Source organism: Nocardioides pollutisoli (assembly GCF_040045055.1).
Lineage (GTDB): Bacteria > Actinomycetota > Actinomycetes > Propionibacteriales > Nocardioidaceae > Nocardioides > Nocardioides tweenelious.
This window is the reverse complement of sequence record NZ_JBDZDU010000002.1, coordinates 341,049-359,364: the sequence shown is the minus strand read 5'-3', so window position 1 is coordinate 359,364 and position 18,316 is coordinate 341,049. Positions and strand designations below refer to the sequence as shown.

The window sequence follows — 18,316 nt, the reverse complement described above, 5'->3', positions numbered from 1 at the left end:
TTGAGCATCAGCAAGGAGTCCGTCCAGCGGTCGGGCAAGGCCGGTGACCTCACCCTCAACTACTACGAGGCCGGGGAGCCGACCGAGGTCGGCGGGGGACTGCCGCTGGTGATGCTGCACGGCGGCGGACCGGGCGCGTCGGCGTGGTCCAACTTCGGGAGCGCGCTGCCGCACTTCGCCTCGACGTTCCGCACCCTGCTCGTCGACCAGCCGGGCTTCGGCGCGTCCGACAAGCCGCCGGTGGTGGGCAACTACTACCGCCACTCGGCCGACTACGTCGTCAAGCTGCTCGACGAGCTCGGCATCGACCGCATCCACCTGCTCGGCAACAGCCTCGGCGGGGGTACGGCGATGCGCCTGGCGCTCACCTACCCCGACCGCGTCGGGAGGCTGATCCTGATGGGCCCGGGCGGCCTGTCGCTCAACCTCTTCCACGCCGACCCGACCGAGGGCGTGCAGCGCCTGATGGACTTCGGTGCCGACCCGACGCCCGAGCGGCTGCGGGCCTTCATCTCCTGCATGGTCGTCAACCAGAAGCTGGTCACCGACGAGCTCGTGGCGGAGCGGTTCGCCGACGCGACGGCGCCGGGCGCCCAGGACGCGATGCGGTCGATGGGGATGTCGTTCTGGAACCCCGAGACCGCCGAGGACGGCATGCTCTGGCGTGAGGCCCACCAGCTCCGCAAGCACACGCTGCTCACCTGGGGCCGGGAGGACCGGGTCAACCCGCTCGACGGCGCCATGGTCGCGCTCAAGCTGATCCCCAAGGCTCAGCTGCATGTCTTCCCCAACTGCGGGCACTGGGCCCAGATCGAGGCAGCCGAGGAGTTCGCCGAGATCTCCACGTCGTTCCTCGCTCGCCACGTCGAGAGGAGTGCCTGATGACCATCGACATTAAGTCCATGGGCTACGTCCGTGTGACCAGCACCGACCTCGACCAGTGGAAGCTCTTCGCCGGCAAGGTGCTCGGCCTGGCCGAGGGCCGGGGACCGAACCCGGCCCACCAGTACTGGCGGATCGACCAGGTCTCCGCCCGGCTCGTGGTCGAGCCCGGTGACGTCGACCAGCTCGCGTGCGTCGGCTGGGAGCTCGCCGACCACCGGGCGCTGCAGGAGGCTCGCGAGCACCTCGCCAAGGCCGGCGTGGAGTTCGAGGAGGGCACCCGGGAGGAGCTGGACGAGCGCCGGGTCCAGGAGCTGGTGCGGTTCAGCGACCCCTGGGACAACGTGTTCGAGCTCTTCCACGGCATCACCTACGAGTCGCGACCCGTCGTCACGCCGTACGCCGCCACCTTCGTGACCGGCGACCAGGGCATGGGCCACATCGTGCTGCCGGTCCTCGACGACGTGGAGGCGCTGCGGTTCTACACCGACGTGCTCGGCTTCCGGCTGCGTGACTCGATGAGCATGCCGGGCGAGTTCGTCGGCAAGGAGCCGGGCTCCAAGGTCTGGCTGCGGTTCCTCGGGGTCAACCCGCGGCACCACTCGTTGGCGTTCCTGCCGATGCCCAACCCGTCGAAGTGCGTCCACATCATGCTCGAGGTCGACGAGCTCGACCACGTCGGTCGGGCGCTGGAGCGCGTGCGCAAGCACAAGGCGCCGCTGTCGGCGACGCTCGGTCGGCACATGAACGACGAGATGATCTCGTTCTACGTGAAGTCGCCGGGCGGCTTCGACATCGAGTTCGGCACCGACGGCCTCACCGTCGAGGACGACCGGTGGGTCGCCCGCGAGTCGACGGCGGTGTCCTACTGGGGCCACAACTTCGGCGCCGGCGGCCAGTGAAAGACTGCGGGGCATGAGCTCGGGCAACGGCAGTGACATCCCGGAGGGCATGAGCCCGGACGCGCGCGAGACCTGGCCCAGCCCCGAGCTGATCAACTCCTGGCTCGGCGACCAGGACGTCGACTTCGAGTTCCGCCCCGGGGAGGACGTCGCCGTCCCCGACGACCCCGAGGCGGTCGCGGCGGCGCGGCGCTTCCGCGACGTCCTCGGTCGCTTCGCCTCCGGCGTCACCGTCGTGACGACGACCAGCAACGACGAGCCGGTCGGCATGACCTGCCAGTCGTTCTCCAGCGTCTCGCTCGAGCCGCCGCTGGTGCTCTTCATCCCGGCCAAGAGCTCGCGCTCGTGGCCGCTGATCCAGCGCTCCGGCAAGTTCTGCGTCAACTTCCTCGCCGCCGACCAGGCCGAGCTGTCCAACACGATGGCCAGCCGGGGCACCGACAAGTTCGGCGACGTGAAGTGGACGCCGTCGCAGGCCACCGGCTCGCCGATCCTCGAGGGGTCCCTCGCCCACGTCGACTGCACGATCCACCAGGTCCACGAGGCCGGAGACCACTACGTCGTGATCGGTCGCGTCCTCGACCTGGGCATCGACGACGGCACCGTCGACCCGCTGCTGTTCTTCCAGGGGAAGTACCGCACCACCGACGCCCGCTAGCGGACCGGCGTCCAGTCCCGCCCGAACCACCGCGCGACCCGCTCGGCCCCGAACGCGGTCTTGTCCGCGACCAGGTCGGTCGACGGACCCACCAGCTCGCCCGCCGGCGCCTGGCCGCTGAGGAAGGTCACGTCCACCTTGGCGACCTGGTCCTCGCCGAACTCGAGGTAGCAGATCCCGCGCCCGTCGTACGTCGTGGAGGTGGTCTCCCCGCGGTCGCGGGCCAGCAGCTGGGCGGCGACGACGCTCGCCTGGCCCTCCGCGAACACGCCCGCCTTGGGCGTGCCGACGCTGGTCACGTCGCCGACGGCGTACACGTCGTCGAAACGGGTGCGCAGGGTTAGCGGGTCGACCGGGATCCAGCCGTCCTCGGTCAGGCCGGCGTCGACCACGACGGCAGGAGCGCGGTGGGTGGGCACGCCGAGGAAGAGGTCGAACGGCAGCTCGGTGTCGTCGCTCAGCAGTGCCCGTCCCTGCTCGAGCGAGCGCACGAGCGTGCCGGGACGCCAGGCGATGCCGCGCTCCTCGAACTCCGCGAGCAGGGCGGCGGAGGCAGACGGTGACGGCGGGATCGGCACGCCGAGCGGCATCACCAGGGAGACCGACGAGCGGTCGAGCAGGTCGCGTCGTGACAGCAGGTCGTGGACCAGCAGCGCGGTCTCGCTGGGAGCGGGCGGGCACTTGAACGGGGTCGAGGTGACCGCCACGACGATCCGTCCACCGTCGAAGCCGGCGAGCACGTCACGCAGCGCGAAGGCTCCGGCGACCGTGTAGAACTCGTGGCCGTGCTCGACCAGCCCGGGAGTCGCAGCGGGGTGGAGGTCGGCGCCGAGCGCCACGACGAGCACGTCGCCGTCGTACGTGCCGGCGTCGGTCACGACCCGCTTCGCGACCGGGTCGATGGAGAGGACCTCGGCCTGGACGAACTGCAGGCCGGGCGGGGCGAGGTCGACGTAGCGGTGGAGGACGTGGTCGGCGGTGGTGCGGCCGAACATCACGTCGAGCTTCGAGAAGCCGAAGACGAACCCCTCGGCCTTGTCGACCAGCACCACCTCGGAGCCGGATCCGAGTCCGGTGCAGAGGGTGCTGGCCAGCTCCAGGCCGCCGAAGCCGGCGCCGAGGATCAGTACGCGCATGGTGCGGAACCTAGCGGTTCCGCGGGCTGCGCGGGGGTGGTTCAGACGAGCGGGATCAGGCGACCTTGGTACGGCGCGGGTTGGCGACGAGGGCGGCGGTGACGGGCTTCTGGGCGGCGGTCTTGGCGGTCATGGTCGGCTCCGATCCGTAGGTCTTGCGGCTGATGAGCAGAACTCTGCCGCGCGTACTTCTGGGAAACCTCAAGACCATCGCAAGGCTGCCTCCACGCTGGAGACAGGCCGGAGATCAGCTGGCGGGGAGGCGGTCGGCGTCGTTCTTGGCGTAGCCGGTCCAGGTGGTGCGTGCGGGGTTGGCGACCGAGCGTGGCGACCAGGACTCGCGGTCGTCACCGAGGTCGGCGGGGGCGTCGAGATCGAGGGTGCTGAACACGTTGGTGATCATGAGCTCCACGGTAGGTGTGACGCATGTGACTGGCGAGGTCTCGCCGGGAATTGGTCGGACAGGTCCAGAGCGATGGGTAACGGGACGTGCACGACACGTCCACGAGTCGTCCACAGCCCTTCCGTTGAGCGGATTCCGTCGCTACAGGGACTCCGGGCGATCCACGTTGACGGTGGGGATCCCGCCGCCCACGCGGGCGATGACGGCGAGCGACGGCTCGTCCGTGGGGTTGATCTCGCGGTGGACGGTGTAGGACGGCACGTGCACGAAGTCACCCGGCCCGGCATCGAGGTAGCCCTCGTGGCCCTCGAACTCGAAGCGCAGGATGCCGCGCACGACGTACAGGCTCGACTCGTTGAGGTCGTGGTGGTGCCACCCTGAGATCGCTCCCGGCGCGGTCTCGACCTGGCCGGCCCAGAGCAGCGGGAGCTCGAAGGCGCGCTCCCGGTTCATCCCGGGGGTGGGATCGGCCGCGACCAGGTCGGCCGGGCCGAGGACACGGACAGGACGGGGGAGCTCGAGACCGCTCATGGCCTCAGGGTGTCACGGCCGACGGGTCAGGGACGCTCGTCGTCCCACGCGACGGCGCTGATCCGCCATCCGTCGTCGGTGCGGACCAGCTGGATCGACTTCGTGCCGCTCCCCGTGGCGGCGGTGCCGGACTCGACCCACGCCTTGGCGTAGCGGCTCCAGCGCTGGGCGACGTCGCCCCACACCTGCGTCGTGCCCTCGACCTCCCACTCGCGGAAGTCGGTCAGCCGCTCGCTGCTGAGCAGCTCCCGGCGCGGCTCGATGAAGCCCTCCACGTCGTACGTCGCCGGCTGCCCGCACGTGCGGGTGACGACGGCCTCCGGGAGCAGGACGGTCCGCAGCTGGTCGAGGCGTGCGTCGAGGTCCGGCCCGGAGGTGAAGGCCGCGAAGAACGTGGCCACGACCGCTTCGATGTCTGCGTGGTCGTCGGTCATGGCGTCAGAGTGTCACGAGCGCCCGGTGCTCGTGGGGAGCCCCGAAGAGCTGCCCCAGCGCGTGGGCGCGCTTGAAGACCAGGTGGGCGTCGTGCTCCCAGGTGATCGCGATACCGCCGTGCAGCTGGACGGTCTCGCTCGCGACGTGGGCGAGCGCCTCGGAGCAGTAGGACTTCGCGGCGTGGGCCAGCAGGTCGGCGTTGTCGGCGTGGGTCGCGACGGCGTACGACGCCGCCCAGGACGCGGAGCGCGACATCTCCACCAGGACCAGCATGTCGGCCATCCGGTGCTTGAGCGCCTGGAAGGAGCCGATCGGCCGGCCGAACTGGACGCGTTCCTGCGTGTACGCCACCGTCATGTCGAGTGCCCGCTGGGCACAGCCGACGGCGAGGGCGGCGCACCCGACCGCGCCGACCAGCCGGGCGCGCTCGCTCGCGGCGGCGGCGTCGCCGATCCTCGTGCGGGTGCCGCCGGTGATCGTGGCGAGGCGGATCGTCTGGTCCATCGACGGCGTCCACGTCGCCTCGGCGCCCTCGACCTCGACGAGCCCGTCGTCGGTCGCCAGGACGACCACGGCGGCCAGGTCGCCGTCGAGGACGTCGACGCCGGTCTCGGTGAAGGTGGCGACCTCGCCCATCGCGATGCGGGGGAGCAGCCGCTGCCTGGCGTCCTCGTCGGCTCCGGCGAGCAGCGCCTCGGAGGTGACCAGCGACGACAGCAGGGGAGACGGCGCGAGCGAGCGACCGACCTCCTCGAGGGCGATCAGTGACTCGAAGAGCGAGAACCCGGCTCCGTCGTACTCCTCCGGGATGCCGAGCGCCGCCACACCGATCTGCTCGCAGAGCGTCTGCCAGAGGGCCTCGTCGTAGGTCTCGACGCGAGGGTCGGCGCGCTTGGCCAGCAGCGACCGGACCGTTGCGACGAGCTCCTGCTGCTCCTCGGTGAGCGCGAACTCCATCAGAGCAGTCCTTCCAGGACACGCGAGCGGTGGTACGCCGGGGTGCCCCAGGCGGTCACGAGCGCGCGGATCTTGGTGATCCACAGGCTCAGGTCGAACTCCTGGGTGTAGCCGATCGCGCCGTGCACCTGGAGGCCGGTGCGGGAGGCGAGGTAGGCCGCGTCGCCGGCGGCGATCTTCGCTGCGGAGGGCGGGACCTCGCCGAGCGCCGCGCCGAGGACCAGCGGGCGGGCGAAGTCGAGCGCGATCCGTACGTCGGCCAGCGCATGCTTGATCGCCTGGTAGGAGCCGATCTCGCGACCGAACTGCTTGCGCTGCTTCACGTAGGTGACCGCGTCGGCCAGGACCCGCTCGCCGCAGCCGAGCAGCTGGGCGGACGTGGCCAGGACGGCACGGTCGAAGGCGGTCTCGTCGACCTGGTCCGGTGCGTCGACCTCGAACAGTCGCCGGGTCCGGTCCACCGACAGGCGCATCGGCCCGTGCGGGACGTCGGTGACGTCGGCGTCGAGCGCGTACGGCACGTGCGGTGGGAGGGCGACCGTGCCGATGCCCTCGTCCCGGGCCAGGTAGGCGATGGACTCGACGTACGGCCCGGGGACGGCGTGGTAGCCGAGCCGCTCGAACGCGATCGCGAGGAAGACCGGCTCGTCAGCCAGCCCGGTCACGCCGAGCTCGGCGAGCCGGGACCACAGTGCGAGGCCGGGGTCGTGGTCGCCGTCGGCCCAGGCGCGGGCGGCGGCGACGGTGTCGGTGCCGGCGAGCAGGGACTCCAGCGCGGCGGCGAAGTCCTTCTGGTCGCTGTCGAGCTCGAACCTCACTTGCCCGCCCCCTTCGGCTCGCGCGGGAGGCCGAGGATCCGCTCGGCCACGATGTTGCGCTGGATCTCGTTCGTGCCGGCGTAGATCGGCCCGGACAGCGAGAACGTGTAGCCGTCGAGCCAGGTCGACTCGACCTCGGCCTCGGGCCCGAGCAGGTCGAGCGCGGTCTCGTGCATCGCGATGTCGAGCTCGGACCAGAAGACCTTGTTGACCGAGCCGGCGGCACCCATGTCGCCGCCCGCGGCGAGCCGGGTGACGGTGCCCCAGGTGTAGAGCCGGTAGGCCTGCGCCTTGACCCACGCGTCGACGACGCCGTCGGAGAACGCCGGATCGGGCCGCTCTCGGTAGAGGTCGACGAGCCGGTCCGCGGCCGCGCAGAACCGACCGGGGGAGCGCAGCGACAGACCGCGTTCGTTGCCGGCCGTGCTCATCGCGACCCGCCAGCCGTCGCCGGGTGCGCCGAGCACGTCCGCGTCGGGGACGAAGACGTCCTCGAAGAAGATCTCCGCGAACCCCGCCTCGCCGTCAAGCTGCGCGATCGGGCGGACCGTGATGCCGTCGGCGTCCAGCGGGAAGAGGAAGTAGGTCAGCCCGTTGTGCCGGGCGGCCTCGGGGTCGGAGCGGAAGAGCCCGAAGCCCCAGTGGGCGAACGACGCCCGTGACGACCACGTCTTCTGGCCGTTGAGCACCCAGCCGCCGCGCTCGTCGTCACGCGCGGCGGTCGAGCGCAGCGACGCCAGGTCGGACCCGGCCTCAGGCTCGGACCAGCACTGCGCCCAGATCCGCTCACCGGTCGCCATCGTCGGCAGGAAGCGGTCCTGCTGCTCCGGGGTGCCGTGGTCGAAGATGATCGGCGCGAGCAGGAAGATGCCGTTCTGCGAGACGCGCCCCGGTGCACCGGCGCGGTAGTACTCCTCCTCGAAGACCACCCACTCGACGAGCGAGGCCTCGCGACCGGAGTACGCCGTCGGCCAGGACACCACGGACCACCGGGCGTCGGAGAGCTTCCTCTCCCACTCCTGGTGGGCGACGAAGCCGTCGGCGGTGTCCATCGAGGGCAGCGGCTCGGCGGGCACGTGGGCCGCGAGCCACTCCCGCGCCTCGGCCTGGAAGGCCAGCTCGGACTCAGAGAGGGTGAGATCCACGGGTTCAGGCTTCCTTTCGGGTGCGGGGGTAACGAGTTAGGTTGCTCGCAACCTCCTCAACCACCGGTGGTTGAGGAAGGCGCGCTAGCGCCTGTCTCGAAACCCCGGAAAGCCGACAGGGGCGCTCAGCCATTGCGGAGCTCCGTCTTGAGGACCTTGCCGGAGAGGTTGCGCGGCAGCGCGTCGACGAGCTCGACGTGGCGCGGCACCTTGAAGTTCGCGAGGCGCTCCTTGGCGAAGGCGATCACGTCGTCGGGGGACACCGTGCCCACGACGTACGCCTTGCCGACCTCACCCATCCGCTCGTCGGGCACCCCGACGACCGCGACGTCGGCGACGCCCTCCATCCGGGCCAGTGCCTGCTCGACCTCGGCCGGATACACGTTGAAGCCGCCGGAGATGTACATGTCCTTGAGCCGGTCGGTGATGGCCAGGTTGCCGTGGTCGTCGAGCGTGCCGATGTCGCCTGTGTGCAGCCACCCGTCGGCGTCGATCGCCTCGGCGGTCGCCTCGGGGTCGTCGAGGTAGCCCAGCATCACGTAGTCGCCGCGGACCAGCAGCTCGCCGTCGTCGCCGATCGCCGTCTCCATGCCGGGGATGGCGCGTCCGCAGGTGGTGGCGACGGTCTCGGCCGAGTCGCCCTGGCGGCACATCGTCACGACGACCGCCTCGGTCATGCCGAAGGCGGTCACGACCTGGTCGATCGCCAGCTCGTCGCGCATCCGCTCGATGAGCACGACGGGGACGACCGCCGCCCCGGTCACCGCGAGCCGCAGCGACGACAGGTCGCGCTCGGCCCGGCCCGGGGCGGTCAGCAGGGACTGGTAGATCGTGGGCGCACCGGGCAGCACGGAGATCCGCTCGGTCTCGATGATCCGCATCGTCTCGTCGAGGTCGAACGTCGTGAGGGGGTAGAGCGTCGCACCGGTCAGCAGACCCGTGACGATGCCGACCTTGTAGCCGAAGGAGTGGAAGAACGGGTTGATGACGAGGTAGCGGTCCTGGCCGTTGACCCCGCCGAGCTCGCCCCACGCCCGGGCGACGCCGATGGTCTGGCGGTGGGCCGACATGGCGCCCTTGGCGCGTCCGGTGGTGCCGGACGTGAAGAGGATGTCGGCGACGTCGTCGGGGGAGACCGACTCCGCGATCCGGTCGATCTCGGCCGTGGTCACCGAGCCCAGGTCGAGGTCGGGCAGGTCCGCGAGCTCGATGACGGCCAGCACCGAGGCGAGGTCGCTGGCTGCGCGCAGGTCGGCGATCTGGGTGCGGCCGAGGAAGCCGTCCTCGACCACGACGATCCGGGCGCTGGTGCGGTCGACGATGTCGGCGACCTCGTGGCCCGTGTAGCGCGAGTTGACCGGGACGAGCACGCCGCCGGCGTACGACACGGCGAGTGCGGAGACCACCCAGCCGATGCTGTTGGGCGCCCAGACGCACACGCGGTCACCCGGCTGGAGGCCCAGCGCGACGTAGCCGCGGGCTGCTCGTCGTACGCGGCGCAGCAGCTCGAGGAACGAGACGGACTCGCCGTCCTGGACGTACGCCGGGTGCTCACCGAACCGGTCCGCCGCGTCGCCGAGCGCGGCCGGGATCGTGCCTGTCACCGAACCTCCTGAGCCAACCAAGCAATTGCTTGGTAGGGTATCACCTGTGGACCTGACCTACTCCGACGAGGACCAGGCCTTCCGCGCCGAGGTGCGGGGCTGGCTCGAGGAGCACCTGAGCGGCGAGTGGGCCGAGCTGCGCGGCCTCGGCGGCGCCGGCCGCGACCACGAGGCCCACGACGAGCGGGTCGCCTGGAACCGCCTGCTGGCGGAGCACGGCTGGACCTGCGTCGGCTGGCCGACCGAGTACGGCGGACGGGGGCTGAGCCTGATCCAGCAGGTGATCTTCCACGAGGAGTACGCCCGCGCCGACGCGCCGGTGCGCGTCAACCACCTCGGCGAGGAGCTGCTCGGTCCGACCCTGATGGCGTTCGGCACCGAGGAGCAGAAGCAGCGCTTCCTGCCCAAGATCGTGGCGGTCGAGGAGCTGTGGGCGCAGGGCTACTCCGAGCCCGGAGCCGGCTCCGACCTGGCCAACGTGCAGACGAAGGCCCGTCTCGACGGCGACTCCTGGGTCGTCGACGGGCAGAAAGTGTGGACCTCCAACGCCCACTTCAGCCAGTGGGCGTTCGTGGTCTGCCGCTCCGAGCCCGGTTCCGAGCGCCACCACGGCCTGTCCTTCCTCCTGGTCCCGCTCGACCAGGACGGCGTCGAGGTCCGGCCGATCGAGCAGCTGACCGGCGGCTCGGAGTTCAACGAGGTCTTCTTCACCGGCGCCCGCACCGATGCCGACCTCGTGGTCGGGGAGCCCGGCAAGGGCTGGGGCGTCGCGATGGCGCTGCTCGGCTTCGAGCGCGGTGTCTCGGTCCTCGCGCAGGTGGTCGGCTTCGCGCGCGAGCTCGACGGGGTCGTCGCGCTGGCCAAGGAGAACGGCGCGATCGACGACGCCGTCCTCCGCGACCGGCTCGCGAGCCTGAAGGTCGAGCTCGAGGTGATGCGCTTCCAGGCGCTGCGCGGGCTGTCGACCGACGAGCCTGGTGCGGCCTCGGTCTTCAAGCTGGTGTGGGCCAACTGGCACAAGCGGCTCGGCGAGGTGGCGATGGACATCGCCGGTCCGGCCGGGCTGACCGCACGGCCCGGTTCGTCGTACGACCTCGACCAGTGGCAGCGGCTCTTCCTCTTCTCGCGTGCCGACACGATCTACGGCGGCAGCGACGAGGTGCAGCGCAACATCCTGGCCGAGCGCGTGCTCGGCCTGCCCCGCGAACCCAAGGGAGCCACGCAATGACGGCCACTCGTCCCGAGCAGCCCACCCCCGACTACGTCCCGGGCCACGACCTGCTGGCCGGGAAGGTCGTCGTGGTGACCGCGGCTGCCGGCGCGGGCATCGGTGCGGCCGTCGTACGGCGGGCGCTGGAGGAGGGCGCGAAGGCGGTGGTCTTCAGCGACACCCACGCCCGCCGGCTGGCCGAGGCCGAGGAGGCGCTGGCCGCCGAGTTCGGCGCCGACCGGGTGCGCCAGCTGGTCTGCGACGTCACCGACGAGGCCCAGGTGGCCGCGCTGCTCGACGCGGCCGACGAGCTCGGTGGCGTCGACATCATGATCAACAACGCGGGTCTGGGCGGCACCGCCAGCATCCTGGAGATGACCGACGAGCAGTGGCTCAAGGTCCTCGACATCACCCTCAACGGCACCTTCCGGTGCGTGCGTGCTGCCGGACAGCGGTTCGTGGCCTCCGGCAAGCAGGGCGTGATCGTCAACAACGCCTCGGTGATCGGCTGGCGCGCTCAGGAGGGTCAGGCCCACTACGCGGCGGCCAAGGCCGGCGTGATGGCGCTGACGCGGTGTGCCGCGCTCGACCTGGCGCCGCACGGCATCCGCGTGAACGCGGTGTCGCCCAGCCTGGCGATGCACCCGTTCCTCGCCAAGGTGACCTCCGACGAGCTGCTGCACGAGCTCAAGCAGCGCGAGGCGTTCGGCCGCGCGGCGGAGCCGTGGGAGGTCGCCAACGTGATGGTCTTCCTGGCGAGCGGCTACTCGTCGTACCTCACCGGCGAGGTGGTCTCGGTGAGCAGCCAACATGCCTGAGTCGGCTCCGCAGGCCACCCGCAGGGACGAGCTCCTGGAGATCGCCGCCGGGCTCTTCGCCGAGAAGGGCTTCAAGAACACGACGGTGCGCGACATCGCCGACTCCGCGGGCATCCTGTCGGGCAGTCTCTACCACCACTTCGACTCCAAGGAGTCCATGGTCGACGAGATCCTCCGGACCTTCCAGGAGGAGCTCTTCGGCCAGTACGACGAGATCCTCGCCAGTGACGCACCACCGTTGGCGCAGCTGGAGCAGGCGGTCCTGGTCTCCTTCGAGGCGATCGACAAGCACCGCGACGAGGTGGCGATCTTCCAGAACGAGGCGGCCTACCTGCTGACGTTCGACCGGTTCTCCTACCTCGCCGACCGCAACCAGCAGTCCCGTGAGGTCTGGTTGACGCTGCTGCAGAACGGCATCGACGCCGGCGTGCTGCGCAAGGACCTCGACCTCGAGCTCACCTACCGCTTCATCCGCGACACCGTGTGGGTCGCGGTGTCCTGGTACCGCCCCGGCGGTCGCCGTACGCACACCGAGATCGCGCGGCAGTACCTGTCGATCCTCCTGGAAGGAATCAACCATGCCTGAGGCCTACATCGTCGATGCCGTGCGGACGCCGGTCGGCAAGCGCGGGGGAGCGCTGGCGACGATGCACTCCGCCGACCTCGCCGCCCACACGATCTCCGCGCTGATGCGCCGCACCGGTGTCGACCCGGGTGCCGTCGACGACGTGATCCTCGGCTGCTGCGACACGATCGGCTCGCAGGCCGGTGACGTCGCTCGTACGGCGTGGCTGGTGGCCGGTCTTCCCGACCACGTGCCGGGCGTGACGATCGACCGTCAGTGCGGCTCGTCCCAGCAGGCGGTGCACTTCGCCGCCCAGGGCGTACTCTCCGGGACGCAGGACCTCGTGGTCGCGGGTGGCGTGCAGAACATGAGCGCGATCCCGATCTCCGCCGCGATGATCGTCGGCCAGCAGTACGGCTTCTCCACGCCCTTCGCCGAGTCGCCCGGCTGGCAGGCGAGGTACGGCGACCAGGAGGTCAGCCAGTTCCGCTCGGCCGAGATGATCGCCGAAAAATGGGACCTGTCCCGCGAGGAGCTCGAGGCCTTCGCCCTCGCCTCCCACGACCGCGCCCGTGCAGCGATCGCCGAGGGCCGGTTCACCAACGAGATCGAGCCGGTGGGGGACTTCGACACCGACCAGTGCCCGCGCGAGACCTCGCTGGAGAAGATGGCCGGCCTCGAGCCGCTCGCGCCTGGTGGTCGGATCACCGCCGCCGTCGCCTCGCAGATCTGCGACGCGTCGACCGCGATGCTCATCGCCTCCGAGACCGCCGTACGCGACCACGACCTGACGCCCCGGGCCCGCATCCACCACCTGTCGGTGCGCGGCGACGACCCGGTCTGGATGCTGACCGGACCGATCCGGGCGACCGCCCACGCCCTGGAGAAGACGGGCCTGTCGATCGACGACATCGACCTCTTCGAGTGCAACGAGGCCTTCGCGCCGGTCGTGCTCGCGTGGATGAAGGAGACCGGCGCCCCGCACGAGAAGGTCAACGTCAACGGCGGCGGCATCGCCCTCGGCCACCCGATCGGCGCCACCGGCACCCGCCTGATGACCACGCTGCTCAACGAGCTCGAGCGCACCGGTGGCCGCTACGGCCTGCAGACCATGTGCGAGGGCGGCGGCCAGGCCAACGTGACGATCATCGAGCGGCTCTGACGGCTTCCTGCGCCCGGCGCGCGGATCGCGGATCGCGGCAGCTCCGGATGCCCCGGCGGCGGTGAGCAGGCAACCGGATGTCGCCGCCAGAAGGTTGCTGGCGCACCGCTGCACCGGGGGTGGCCCCGGCGGCGGTGAGCAGGCAACCGGATGTCAGCGCCAGAAGGTTGCTGGCGCACCGCTGCACCGGGGGTGGTCTGGGCGGCGGTGAGCAGGCAACCGGATGTGACCGCCAGAAGGTTGCTGGCGCACCGCTGCCCCGGGGACGGCCCGGGCGGCGGTGCGCAGGCAACCGATCGTGCGCCGGAAACGGTTGCCCACTCACCGCCGGGTCAGCGCAGGTCAGTGGTCACGCGGAACACCGGCCAGCCGATCTCGGTGCGCCACGCGGTGCTGTCATCGGTGTCACGCGGACCGACGAGGTAGCGCTCCCGCACAGGTCCCGCCACGGTGAGGGCGTTGGCGACGACCCAGGACCCGAGCTGGCCGTAGGTCACGTCGGCGCCGTCGTGGTCACCGTGGTGGGTGGTGACGGCCAGCTCGACGGCGGGCAGCCGGACCGGACGGACACGTCCGCGCTGGGGAGGCTCGGGGGACGGCCGGTAGAGCAGGAGCCGTCCGTGCCCGTTCTCGAAGAGCTCGTTGTCGTAGAGGCCGCCGGGCGGTCCAGCATCCGTGACCGGCCCGAGCGCTGCGTCCAGCTCGGCCATCGCGCCGGCGAACCAGGTGCCGACGTCCTCCGAGTCCACCTCGTCCTCGACGGCGGCGACGGTCACCTCGGGCTCCGCGCGCAGCTCGACCTGCAGCGGCGCCGGCTCCGGCGCCAGCAGCCGCCGCAACGAGCTGACCGCCACGCGGGTGCGATCCAGCTCGGCCTCCAGGCGCACGAGGTGCTCGCTGACCAGTGCCGCTCGCTGATCGGGCTCGGATGCACCGAGGATGCGTCGTACGTCGGCGAGAGGCACGTCGAGCTCGCGCAGTCGGTGGATCACCTGCGCCGTGGGGATCTGGTCGGCCGTGTAGTACCGGTAGCCGCTGGACGCATCCACCAGCTCCGGCTCGAGCAGACCTCCCTCGTGGTAGCGACGCAGCGTGCGGATGCTGAGGTGGGTCAGGCGCGAGAACTCACCGATCGTCAACATGGGTGAAGTCTGGACTCTCCCCCTGGGGGAGACACCAGTCCTTGACCCTCGCGCCGCCCGAGCGCCCAGGCTCGAACACATGGAAACCAACACCCACACCGCCCAGCTGCCCGCCACGATCCGCGCCTACCTGGGCGCCCAGGAGGCTCGCGACGCCGACGCCGCCCTGGCCCTCCTGAGCCCCGGCGCCGTCATCTCCGACGTCGGGGAGTCCTTCAGCGGCCAGGACGGCCTCCGCCGGTTCGTCACCGAGGCCGGGGCGGAGTTCACCGTCGTCACGACGATCACCGGCGTACGTCGCGACGGTGACGCCTGGGTGGTCGGGCACCACCTGGAGGGCGACTTCCCGGGCGGGACCGCCAACCTGGACTACCGGTTCGCGCTCGCCGGCGAGCTCATCGAGCGCATCGACATCGTCCTCGCGCCGTGACCGCCGGCAGGTCCCGGCGGCGGTGAGCAGGCAACCGATCTTGCGCGGGTCGCTCGTCGCGGGACGTCATACGAGCCGGTCGCTGGGTCAGCCAACTCGTATGACGTCCTGACGCCGAAACCCGACCACCGGCTCCGGTCGACGGCTGCTGCCTGGGGCGGCCGGACACGGACGCACCGAGTAAGAGGTCTCCTATCCGGCTGACTGAGTGTTCAGGCGGAAGTCCTCCAACATTTGCAGGTTCTCGCAGTGCACGTTTGCGCAGAAATCCTGCGTTGACGTGATCTTTGCGGCGGGGCGAAGGTGCCCAGGGTTCGTTGTCTCGGGCGTCCCACCAAGACCTCCGCTGACACGCGCCTCCTTCCATCCCAGGGCTCCACCCAGCCCGTCCACAAGGAGTGTCCGTGAATCGACTCGTCTCGGGGGGCTTCATCGCAGCCCTCATCTCGGCGATGGCAGTCGTCTCGGTGCCGTCCGGCGCCGATGCCACCACCAAGTCAGCACCTGCCGTGAAGTCCGTCAGCCTCGACCACCAGCACGCACGGGCACAGGCCGCCGCCACTGCCAGCAAGCTGGTCAAGACCCCGCCCGCCGTCCTCAAGGCCAGCTCGCACGACGCCTTCCAGGCGCAGCGCGTGCAGTCCTCGGGCGGCGTGCAGTACGTCCCGTACGAGCGCACCTACCGTGGTCTCCACGTCGTCGGCGGCGACTTCGTGGTCGTCACCGACTCGGCCGGCCGCCTGCTGACGACCAGCGTCGCGCAGAGCGCGCCGGTCAGCCTGACCTCGGTCCGGCCGACGGTCGCCAAGAGCGCGGCTCGCGCGGTCGCCCTCACCCAGGTGCAGAACGGCCGGTACGACGGTGCGACCCACCTCGTCGTCCTGCAGGAGCGCGGCTCGCACCTCGCCTGGGAGACGACCGTCGTCGGCACGCGGGCCGGTGAGGCCTCGCGGCTCACGGTGCTCGTCGACGCGACCAGCAAGAAGGTGCTCTCGACGCAGGAGCACGTGATGGAAGGCACCGGCAGCTCGGCCTGGGCGGGGACGGTCACGATCCCGACCTCCGGCTCGGGGTCGTCGTTCTCGATGACCAACTCCAACGCCTCGACGCTGAAGTGCCAGAACGCCTCGGGCAACGTGACCTACACCGGCACCGACGACGCGTGGGGCAACGGTGACGCGACCAACCGCGAGACCGGCTGCGTCGACGCGTTCTACGCCGCCGAGCAGGAGCGGCAGATGCTGTCGAGCTGGCTCGGTCGCAGCGGCATGGACGGCTCCGGCGGCTGGGTGCCGATCCGGGTCGGCCTCAACGACGTGAACGCCTACTACGACGGCACCCAGGTGCAGGTCGGCCACACCCAGACCGGCAGCAAGTGGATCGGCTCGATCGACGTCGTCGCCCACGAGTTCGGCCACGGCGTCGACGACCACACGCCGGGCGGGATCTCGGGCAACGGCACGCAGGAGTTCGTCGCCGACACGTTCGGTGCGGCCACCGAGTGGTACGCCAACAACGCGACCGACACCCCCGACTACACCGTCGGCGAGCAGGTCAACCTGGTCGGCAGCGGGCCGATCCGCTACATGTACAACCCGTCCCTCGCGGGCGACGACAACTGCTACTCGTCGTCGACGCCCACCGACGAGGTGCACGCGGCCGCCGGGCCGGGCAACCACTGGTTCTACCTGCTCGCCGAGGGCACCAGCCCGAGCGACGGGCAGCCGACCAGCCCGACCTGCAACAGCACCTCGATCTCCGGCCTGGGCATCCAGAAGGCCATCAAGATCATGTACAACGCGATGCTCATGAAGACGTCGTCCGCGTCGTACCTGAAGTACCGCACCTGGACCCTCACCGCGGCGAAGAACCTCTACCCGGGCTCGTGCGCCGAGTTCAACGCGGTCAAGGCGGCCTGGAACGCGGTCAGCGTCCCGGCGCAGTCGGCCGACCCGACCTGCTCCACCAGCACCGGCAACACGGTGACGGTCACCAACCCGGGCAGCCAGACCGGCACCGTCGGCACGGCGAAGAGCCTGCAGGTCAACGCCAGCGACTCGGCCTCGGGCCAGACGCTGACCTACGCGGCGACCGGTCTCCCGGCTGGTCTCTCGATCAACGCCTCCACGGGTCTGATCTCGGGTACGCCGACCACGGCCGGCACCTACAGCTCGACGGTCACGGCGACGGACACGACGAGCGCGTCCGGGTCGGCCACCTTCACCTGGACGATCTCCGGCACCGGCGGTGGCGGCAGCTGCTCCGGCCAGAAGCTGCTCAACCCGGGCTTCGAGTCGGGCGCCACGTCCTGGACGTCCTCGACCGGTGTCATCACGACCGACAGCGGCCAGGCCGCCCACGCCGGCAGCTACAAGGCGTGGCTGGACGGCTACGGCGCGACGCACACGGACACGCTGAGCCAGTCGGTCAGCATCCCGTCCGGGTGCTCGGCGACGCTGTCGTTCTACCTGCACATCGACTCGGCTGAGACGACCTCGAGCTCGGCGTACGACAAGCTCACCGTCAAGGCAGGCTCGACGACGCTGGCGACCTTCTCCAACCTGAACAAGGCCTCCGGCTACGTGCTGAAGTCCTTCAACGTGTCGTCGCTCGCGGGCCAGACGGTCTCGATCAGCTTCACGGGAGCGGAGGACAGCACGCTGCAGACCAGCTTCGTCATCGACGACACGGCGCTCACACTGAGCTGACCGCGCTCGTCAGCTGTTCGTCAGTTGAGGATGCGCATCGTGGCGGGCACGCCGCCGCCACGGTGCACATCCTCGACGAGCTCCTGGAGCGCGGTGAGCGCGACGTTCTGCGCCATCGGGCCGTAGGACACCCGGGCCACGCCGAGCTCCTGGAGCCGGGCGAGGGAAGGAACGCCGGGGATGCCGATCATGGTCAGCCGCTGCGGTCCGAACGCCTCGACCAGCGTCGACACCTGGTCCTCGTCGAGACGGGCCGGGACGAAGACGACCGGGGCGCCGGCGTCGAGGAAGGCCTTGCCCCGCTCGACCGCGTCGGCGAGCACGTCGGCCGGGTCGCGGTCGCCGGCCTTCGGGAAGGCGTCCGTGCGTGCGTTCAGCACGAAGTCGACGCCCTCCTGCTCGGCGGCCTTCATGATCTTCTCGACGTTGGCAGCGGCCTCGGCCAGCGGTCGCATCTGGTCCTCGATGTTGGCGCCGACGACACCGATCCCGATCGCACGGCGGACCGTCTCGGCGGGGTCGCCGTACCCGCCCTCGAGGTCGGCGGTGACGGGCAGGTCGGTCGCGGCGACGATGCGTCCGACCGCCTCGAGCATCAGGTCGAGCGGGATGTTCTCGCCGTCCTCGTAGCCGTACGACGCCGCGATCGAGTGGCTGGCCGTCGCCAGCGCCGCGGTGCCGTCGACCTGCGCGACGACCTGGGCGCTGATCACGTCCCAGACGTTCACGACGGTGAGCAGCTCGGGAGCCTGGTGGAGCTGGAGGAGGGTGGTCGCCTTGGCCTGGGTGCTGGAGTCAGTCATGACCCCA

20 protein-coding genes are annotated in these 18,316 nt (G+C 70.6%); 9 read left to right on the top strand and 11 right to left on the bottom strand.

Annotated features, from left to right (window positions below; genetic code table 11):
* From hsaD to ABLE68_RS19830, 3 genes are read left to right on the top strand one after another with little or no spacing between them, the layout of a single operon-like run.
* Nucleotides 1–882 (top strand): 4,5:9,10-diseco-3-hydroxy-5,9,17-trioxoandrosta-1(10),2-diene-4-oate hydrolase, encoded by an 882-nt coding sequence (gene hsaD, locus ABLE68_RS19840; protein WP_348873659.1) that lies wholly within the window; start codon nucleotides 1–3, stop codon nucleotides 880–882.
* Nucleotides 882–1,784: an iron-dependent extradiol dioxygenase HsaC gene (hsaC, locus tag ABLE68_RS19835; protein WP_348873658.1), complete on the top strand. Its 903-nt coding sequence runs from the start codon at nucleotides 882–884 to the stop codon at nucleotides 1,782–1,784. The genes hsaD and hsaC overlap by 1 nt, the downstream gene beginning before the upstream one ends.
* 13 nt (nucleotides 1,785–1,797) lie before the next feature.
* Nucleotides 1,798–2,442, top strand: a complete 645-nt coding sequence (locus ABLE68_RS19830) for a flavin reductase family protein (RefSeq protein ID WP_348873657.1) — start codon at nucleotides 1,798–1,800, stop codon at nucleotides 2,440–2,442.
* Here ABLE68_RS19830 and ABLE68_RS19825 read toward each other — a convergent pair.
* The 9 genes from ABLE68_RS19825 to ABLE68_RS19785 form a co-directional block, all read right to left on the bottom strand.
* Nucleotides 2,439–3,578, bottom strand: coding sequence for an NAD(P)/FAD-dependent oxidoreductase (locus tag ABLE68_RS19825; protein ID WP_348873656.1), 1,140 nt, complete (start codon nucleotides 3,576–3,578; stop codon nucleotides 2,439–2,441). The genes ABLE68_RS19830 and ABLE68_RS19825 overlap by 4 nt on opposite strands.
* 55 nt (nucleotides 3,579–3,633) lie before the next feature.
* The gene (locus tag ABLE68_RS19820; RefSeq protein WP_348873655.1) at nucleotides 3,634–3,783 is read right to left on the bottom strand and encodes a hypothetical protein; all 150 of its coding nucleotides are present in this window, start codon (nucleotides 3,781–3,783) and stop codon (nucleotides 3,634–3,636) included.
* Between the two features lie 42 nt (nucleotides 3,784–3,825).
* The gene (locus ABLE68_RS19815; RefSeq protein WP_348873654.1) at nucleotides 3,826–3,981 is read right to left on the bottom strand and encodes a hypothetical protein; all 156 of its coding nucleotides are present in this window, start codon (nucleotides 3,979–3,981) and stop codon (nucleotides 3,826–3,828) included.
* 141 nt (nucleotides 3,982–4,122) lie between these two features.
* Complete coding sequence (locus ABLE68_RS19810; protein ID WP_348873653.1) at nucleotides 4,123–4,512, bottom strand: cupin domain-containing protein; 390 nt, start codon at nucleotides 4,510–4,512, stop codon at nucleotides 4,123–4,125.
* A 26-nt stretch (nucleotides 4,513–4,538) separates the two neighbouring features.
* A complete protein-coding gene (locus ABLE68_RS19805; protein ID WP_348873652.1) occupies nucleotides 4,539–4,946 on the bottom strand; it encodes a DUF4440 domain-containing protein in 408 nt (135 codons plus the stop codon).
* Between the two features lie 4 nt (nucleotides 4,947–4,950).
* On the bottom strand, nucleotides 4,951–5,904 hold the full coding sequence (locus ABLE68_RS19800) for an acyl-CoA dehydrogenase family protein (protein WP_348873651.1): 954 nt from the start codon (nucleotides 5,902–5,904) through the stop codon (nucleotides 4,951–4,953).
* The gene (locus ABLE68_RS19795) at nucleotides 5,904–6,722 is read right to left on the bottom strand and encodes an acyl-CoA dehydrogenase family protein (protein WP_348873650.1); all 819 of its coding nucleotides are present in this window, start codon (nucleotides 6,720–6,722) and stop codon (nucleotides 5,904–5,906) included. Before ABLE68_RS19795 ends, ABLE68_RS19800 begins: the two co-directional genes overlap by 1 nt.
* On the bottom strand, nucleotides 6,719–7,867 hold the full coding sequence (locus ABLE68_RS19790) for an acyl-CoA dehydrogenase family protein (RefSeq protein WP_348873649.1): 1,149 nt from the start codon (nucleotides 7,865–7,867) through the stop codon (nucleotides 6,719–6,721). Before ABLE68_RS19790 ends, ABLE68_RS19795 begins: the two co-directional genes overlap by 4 nt.
* 125 nt (nucleotides 7,868–7,992) lie before the next feature.
* Complete coding sequence (locus tag ABLE68_RS19785) at nucleotides 7,993–9,471, bottom strand: FadD3 family acyl-CoA ligase (RefSeq protein WP_348873648.1); 1,479 nt, start codon at nucleotides 9,469–9,471, stop codon at nucleotides 7,993–7,995.
* 46 nt (nucleotides 9,472–9,517) lie between these two features.
* Here ABLE68_RS19785 and ABLE68_RS19780 point away from each other — a divergent pair, with 46 nt between their 5' ends.
* From ABLE68_RS19780 to ABLE68_RS19765, 4 genes are read left to right on the top strand one after another with little or no spacing between them, the layout of a single operon-like run.
* Nucleotides 9,518–10,699: an acyl-CoA dehydrogenase family protein gene (locus ABLE68_RS19780; RefSeq protein ID WP_348873647.1), complete on the top strand. Its 1,182-nt coding sequence runs from the start codon at nucleotides 9,518–9,520 to the stop codon at nucleotides 10,697–10,699.
* On the top strand, nucleotides 10,696–11,499 hold the full coding sequence (locus ABLE68_RS19775) for an SDR family oxidoreductase (RefSeq protein ID WP_348873646.1): 804 nt from the start codon (nucleotides 10,696–10,698) through the stop codon (nucleotides 11,497–11,499). The genes ABLE68_RS19780 and ABLE68_RS19775 overlap by 4 nt, the downstream gene beginning before the upstream one ends.
* Nucleotides 11,492–12,085, top strand: coding sequence for a TetR/AcrR family transcriptional regulator (locus ABLE68_RS19770; protein WP_348873645.1), 594 nt, complete (start codon nucleotides 11,492–11,494; stop codon nucleotides 12,083–12,085). Before ABLE68_RS19775 ends, ABLE68_RS19770 begins: the two co-directional genes overlap by 8 nt.
* Nucleotides 12,078–13,226: an acetyl-CoA C-acetyltransferase gene (locus tag ABLE68_RS19765; RefSeq protein WP_348873644.1), complete on the top strand. Its 1,149-nt coding sequence runs from the start codon at nucleotides 12,078–12,080 to the stop codon at nucleotides 13,224–13,226. The genes ABLE68_RS19770 and ABLE68_RS19765 overlap by 8 nt, the downstream gene beginning before the upstream one ends.
* 332 nt (nucleotides 13,227–13,558) lie before the next feature.
* Here the strand turns inward: ABLE68_RS19765 and ABLE68_RS19760 are convergent, their stop codons facing one another.
* Entirely contained in the window at nucleotides 13,559–14,368 is an 810-nt protein-coding gene (locus ABLE68_RS19760) for a MerR family transcriptional regulator (RefSeq protein ID WP_348873643.1), read from the bottom strand.
* 79 nt (nucleotides 14,369–14,447) lie between these two features.
* Between ABLE68_RS19760 and ABLE68_RS19755 the strand changes: the two genes are divergently transcribed.
* Nucleotides 14,448–14,798, top strand: coding sequence for a nuclear transport factor 2 family protein (locus ABLE68_RS19755; protein ID WP_348873642.1), 351 nt, complete (start codon nucleotides 14,448–14,450; stop codon nucleotides 14,796–14,798).
* 404 nt (nucleotides 14,799–15,202) lie between these two features.
* Nucleotides 15,203–17,506, top strand: coding sequence for a M4 family metallopeptidase (locus tag ABLE68_RS19750; RefSeq protein WP_348873641.1), 2,304 nt, complete (start codon nucleotides 15,203–15,205; stop codon nucleotides 17,504–17,506).
* A 20-nt stretch (nucleotides 17,507–17,526) separates the two neighbouring features.
* Here the strand turns inward: ABLE68_RS19750 and ABLE68_RS19745 are convergent, their stop codons facing one another.
* Nucleotides 17,527–18,309: an isocitrate lyase/PEP mutase family protein gene (locus ABLE68_RS19745; RefSeq protein ID WP_348873640.1), complete on the bottom strand. Its 783-nt coding sequence runs from the start codon at nucleotides 18,307–18,309 to the stop codon at nucleotides 17,527–17,529.
* Nucleotides 18,310–18,316 lie beyond the last annotated feature (7 nt).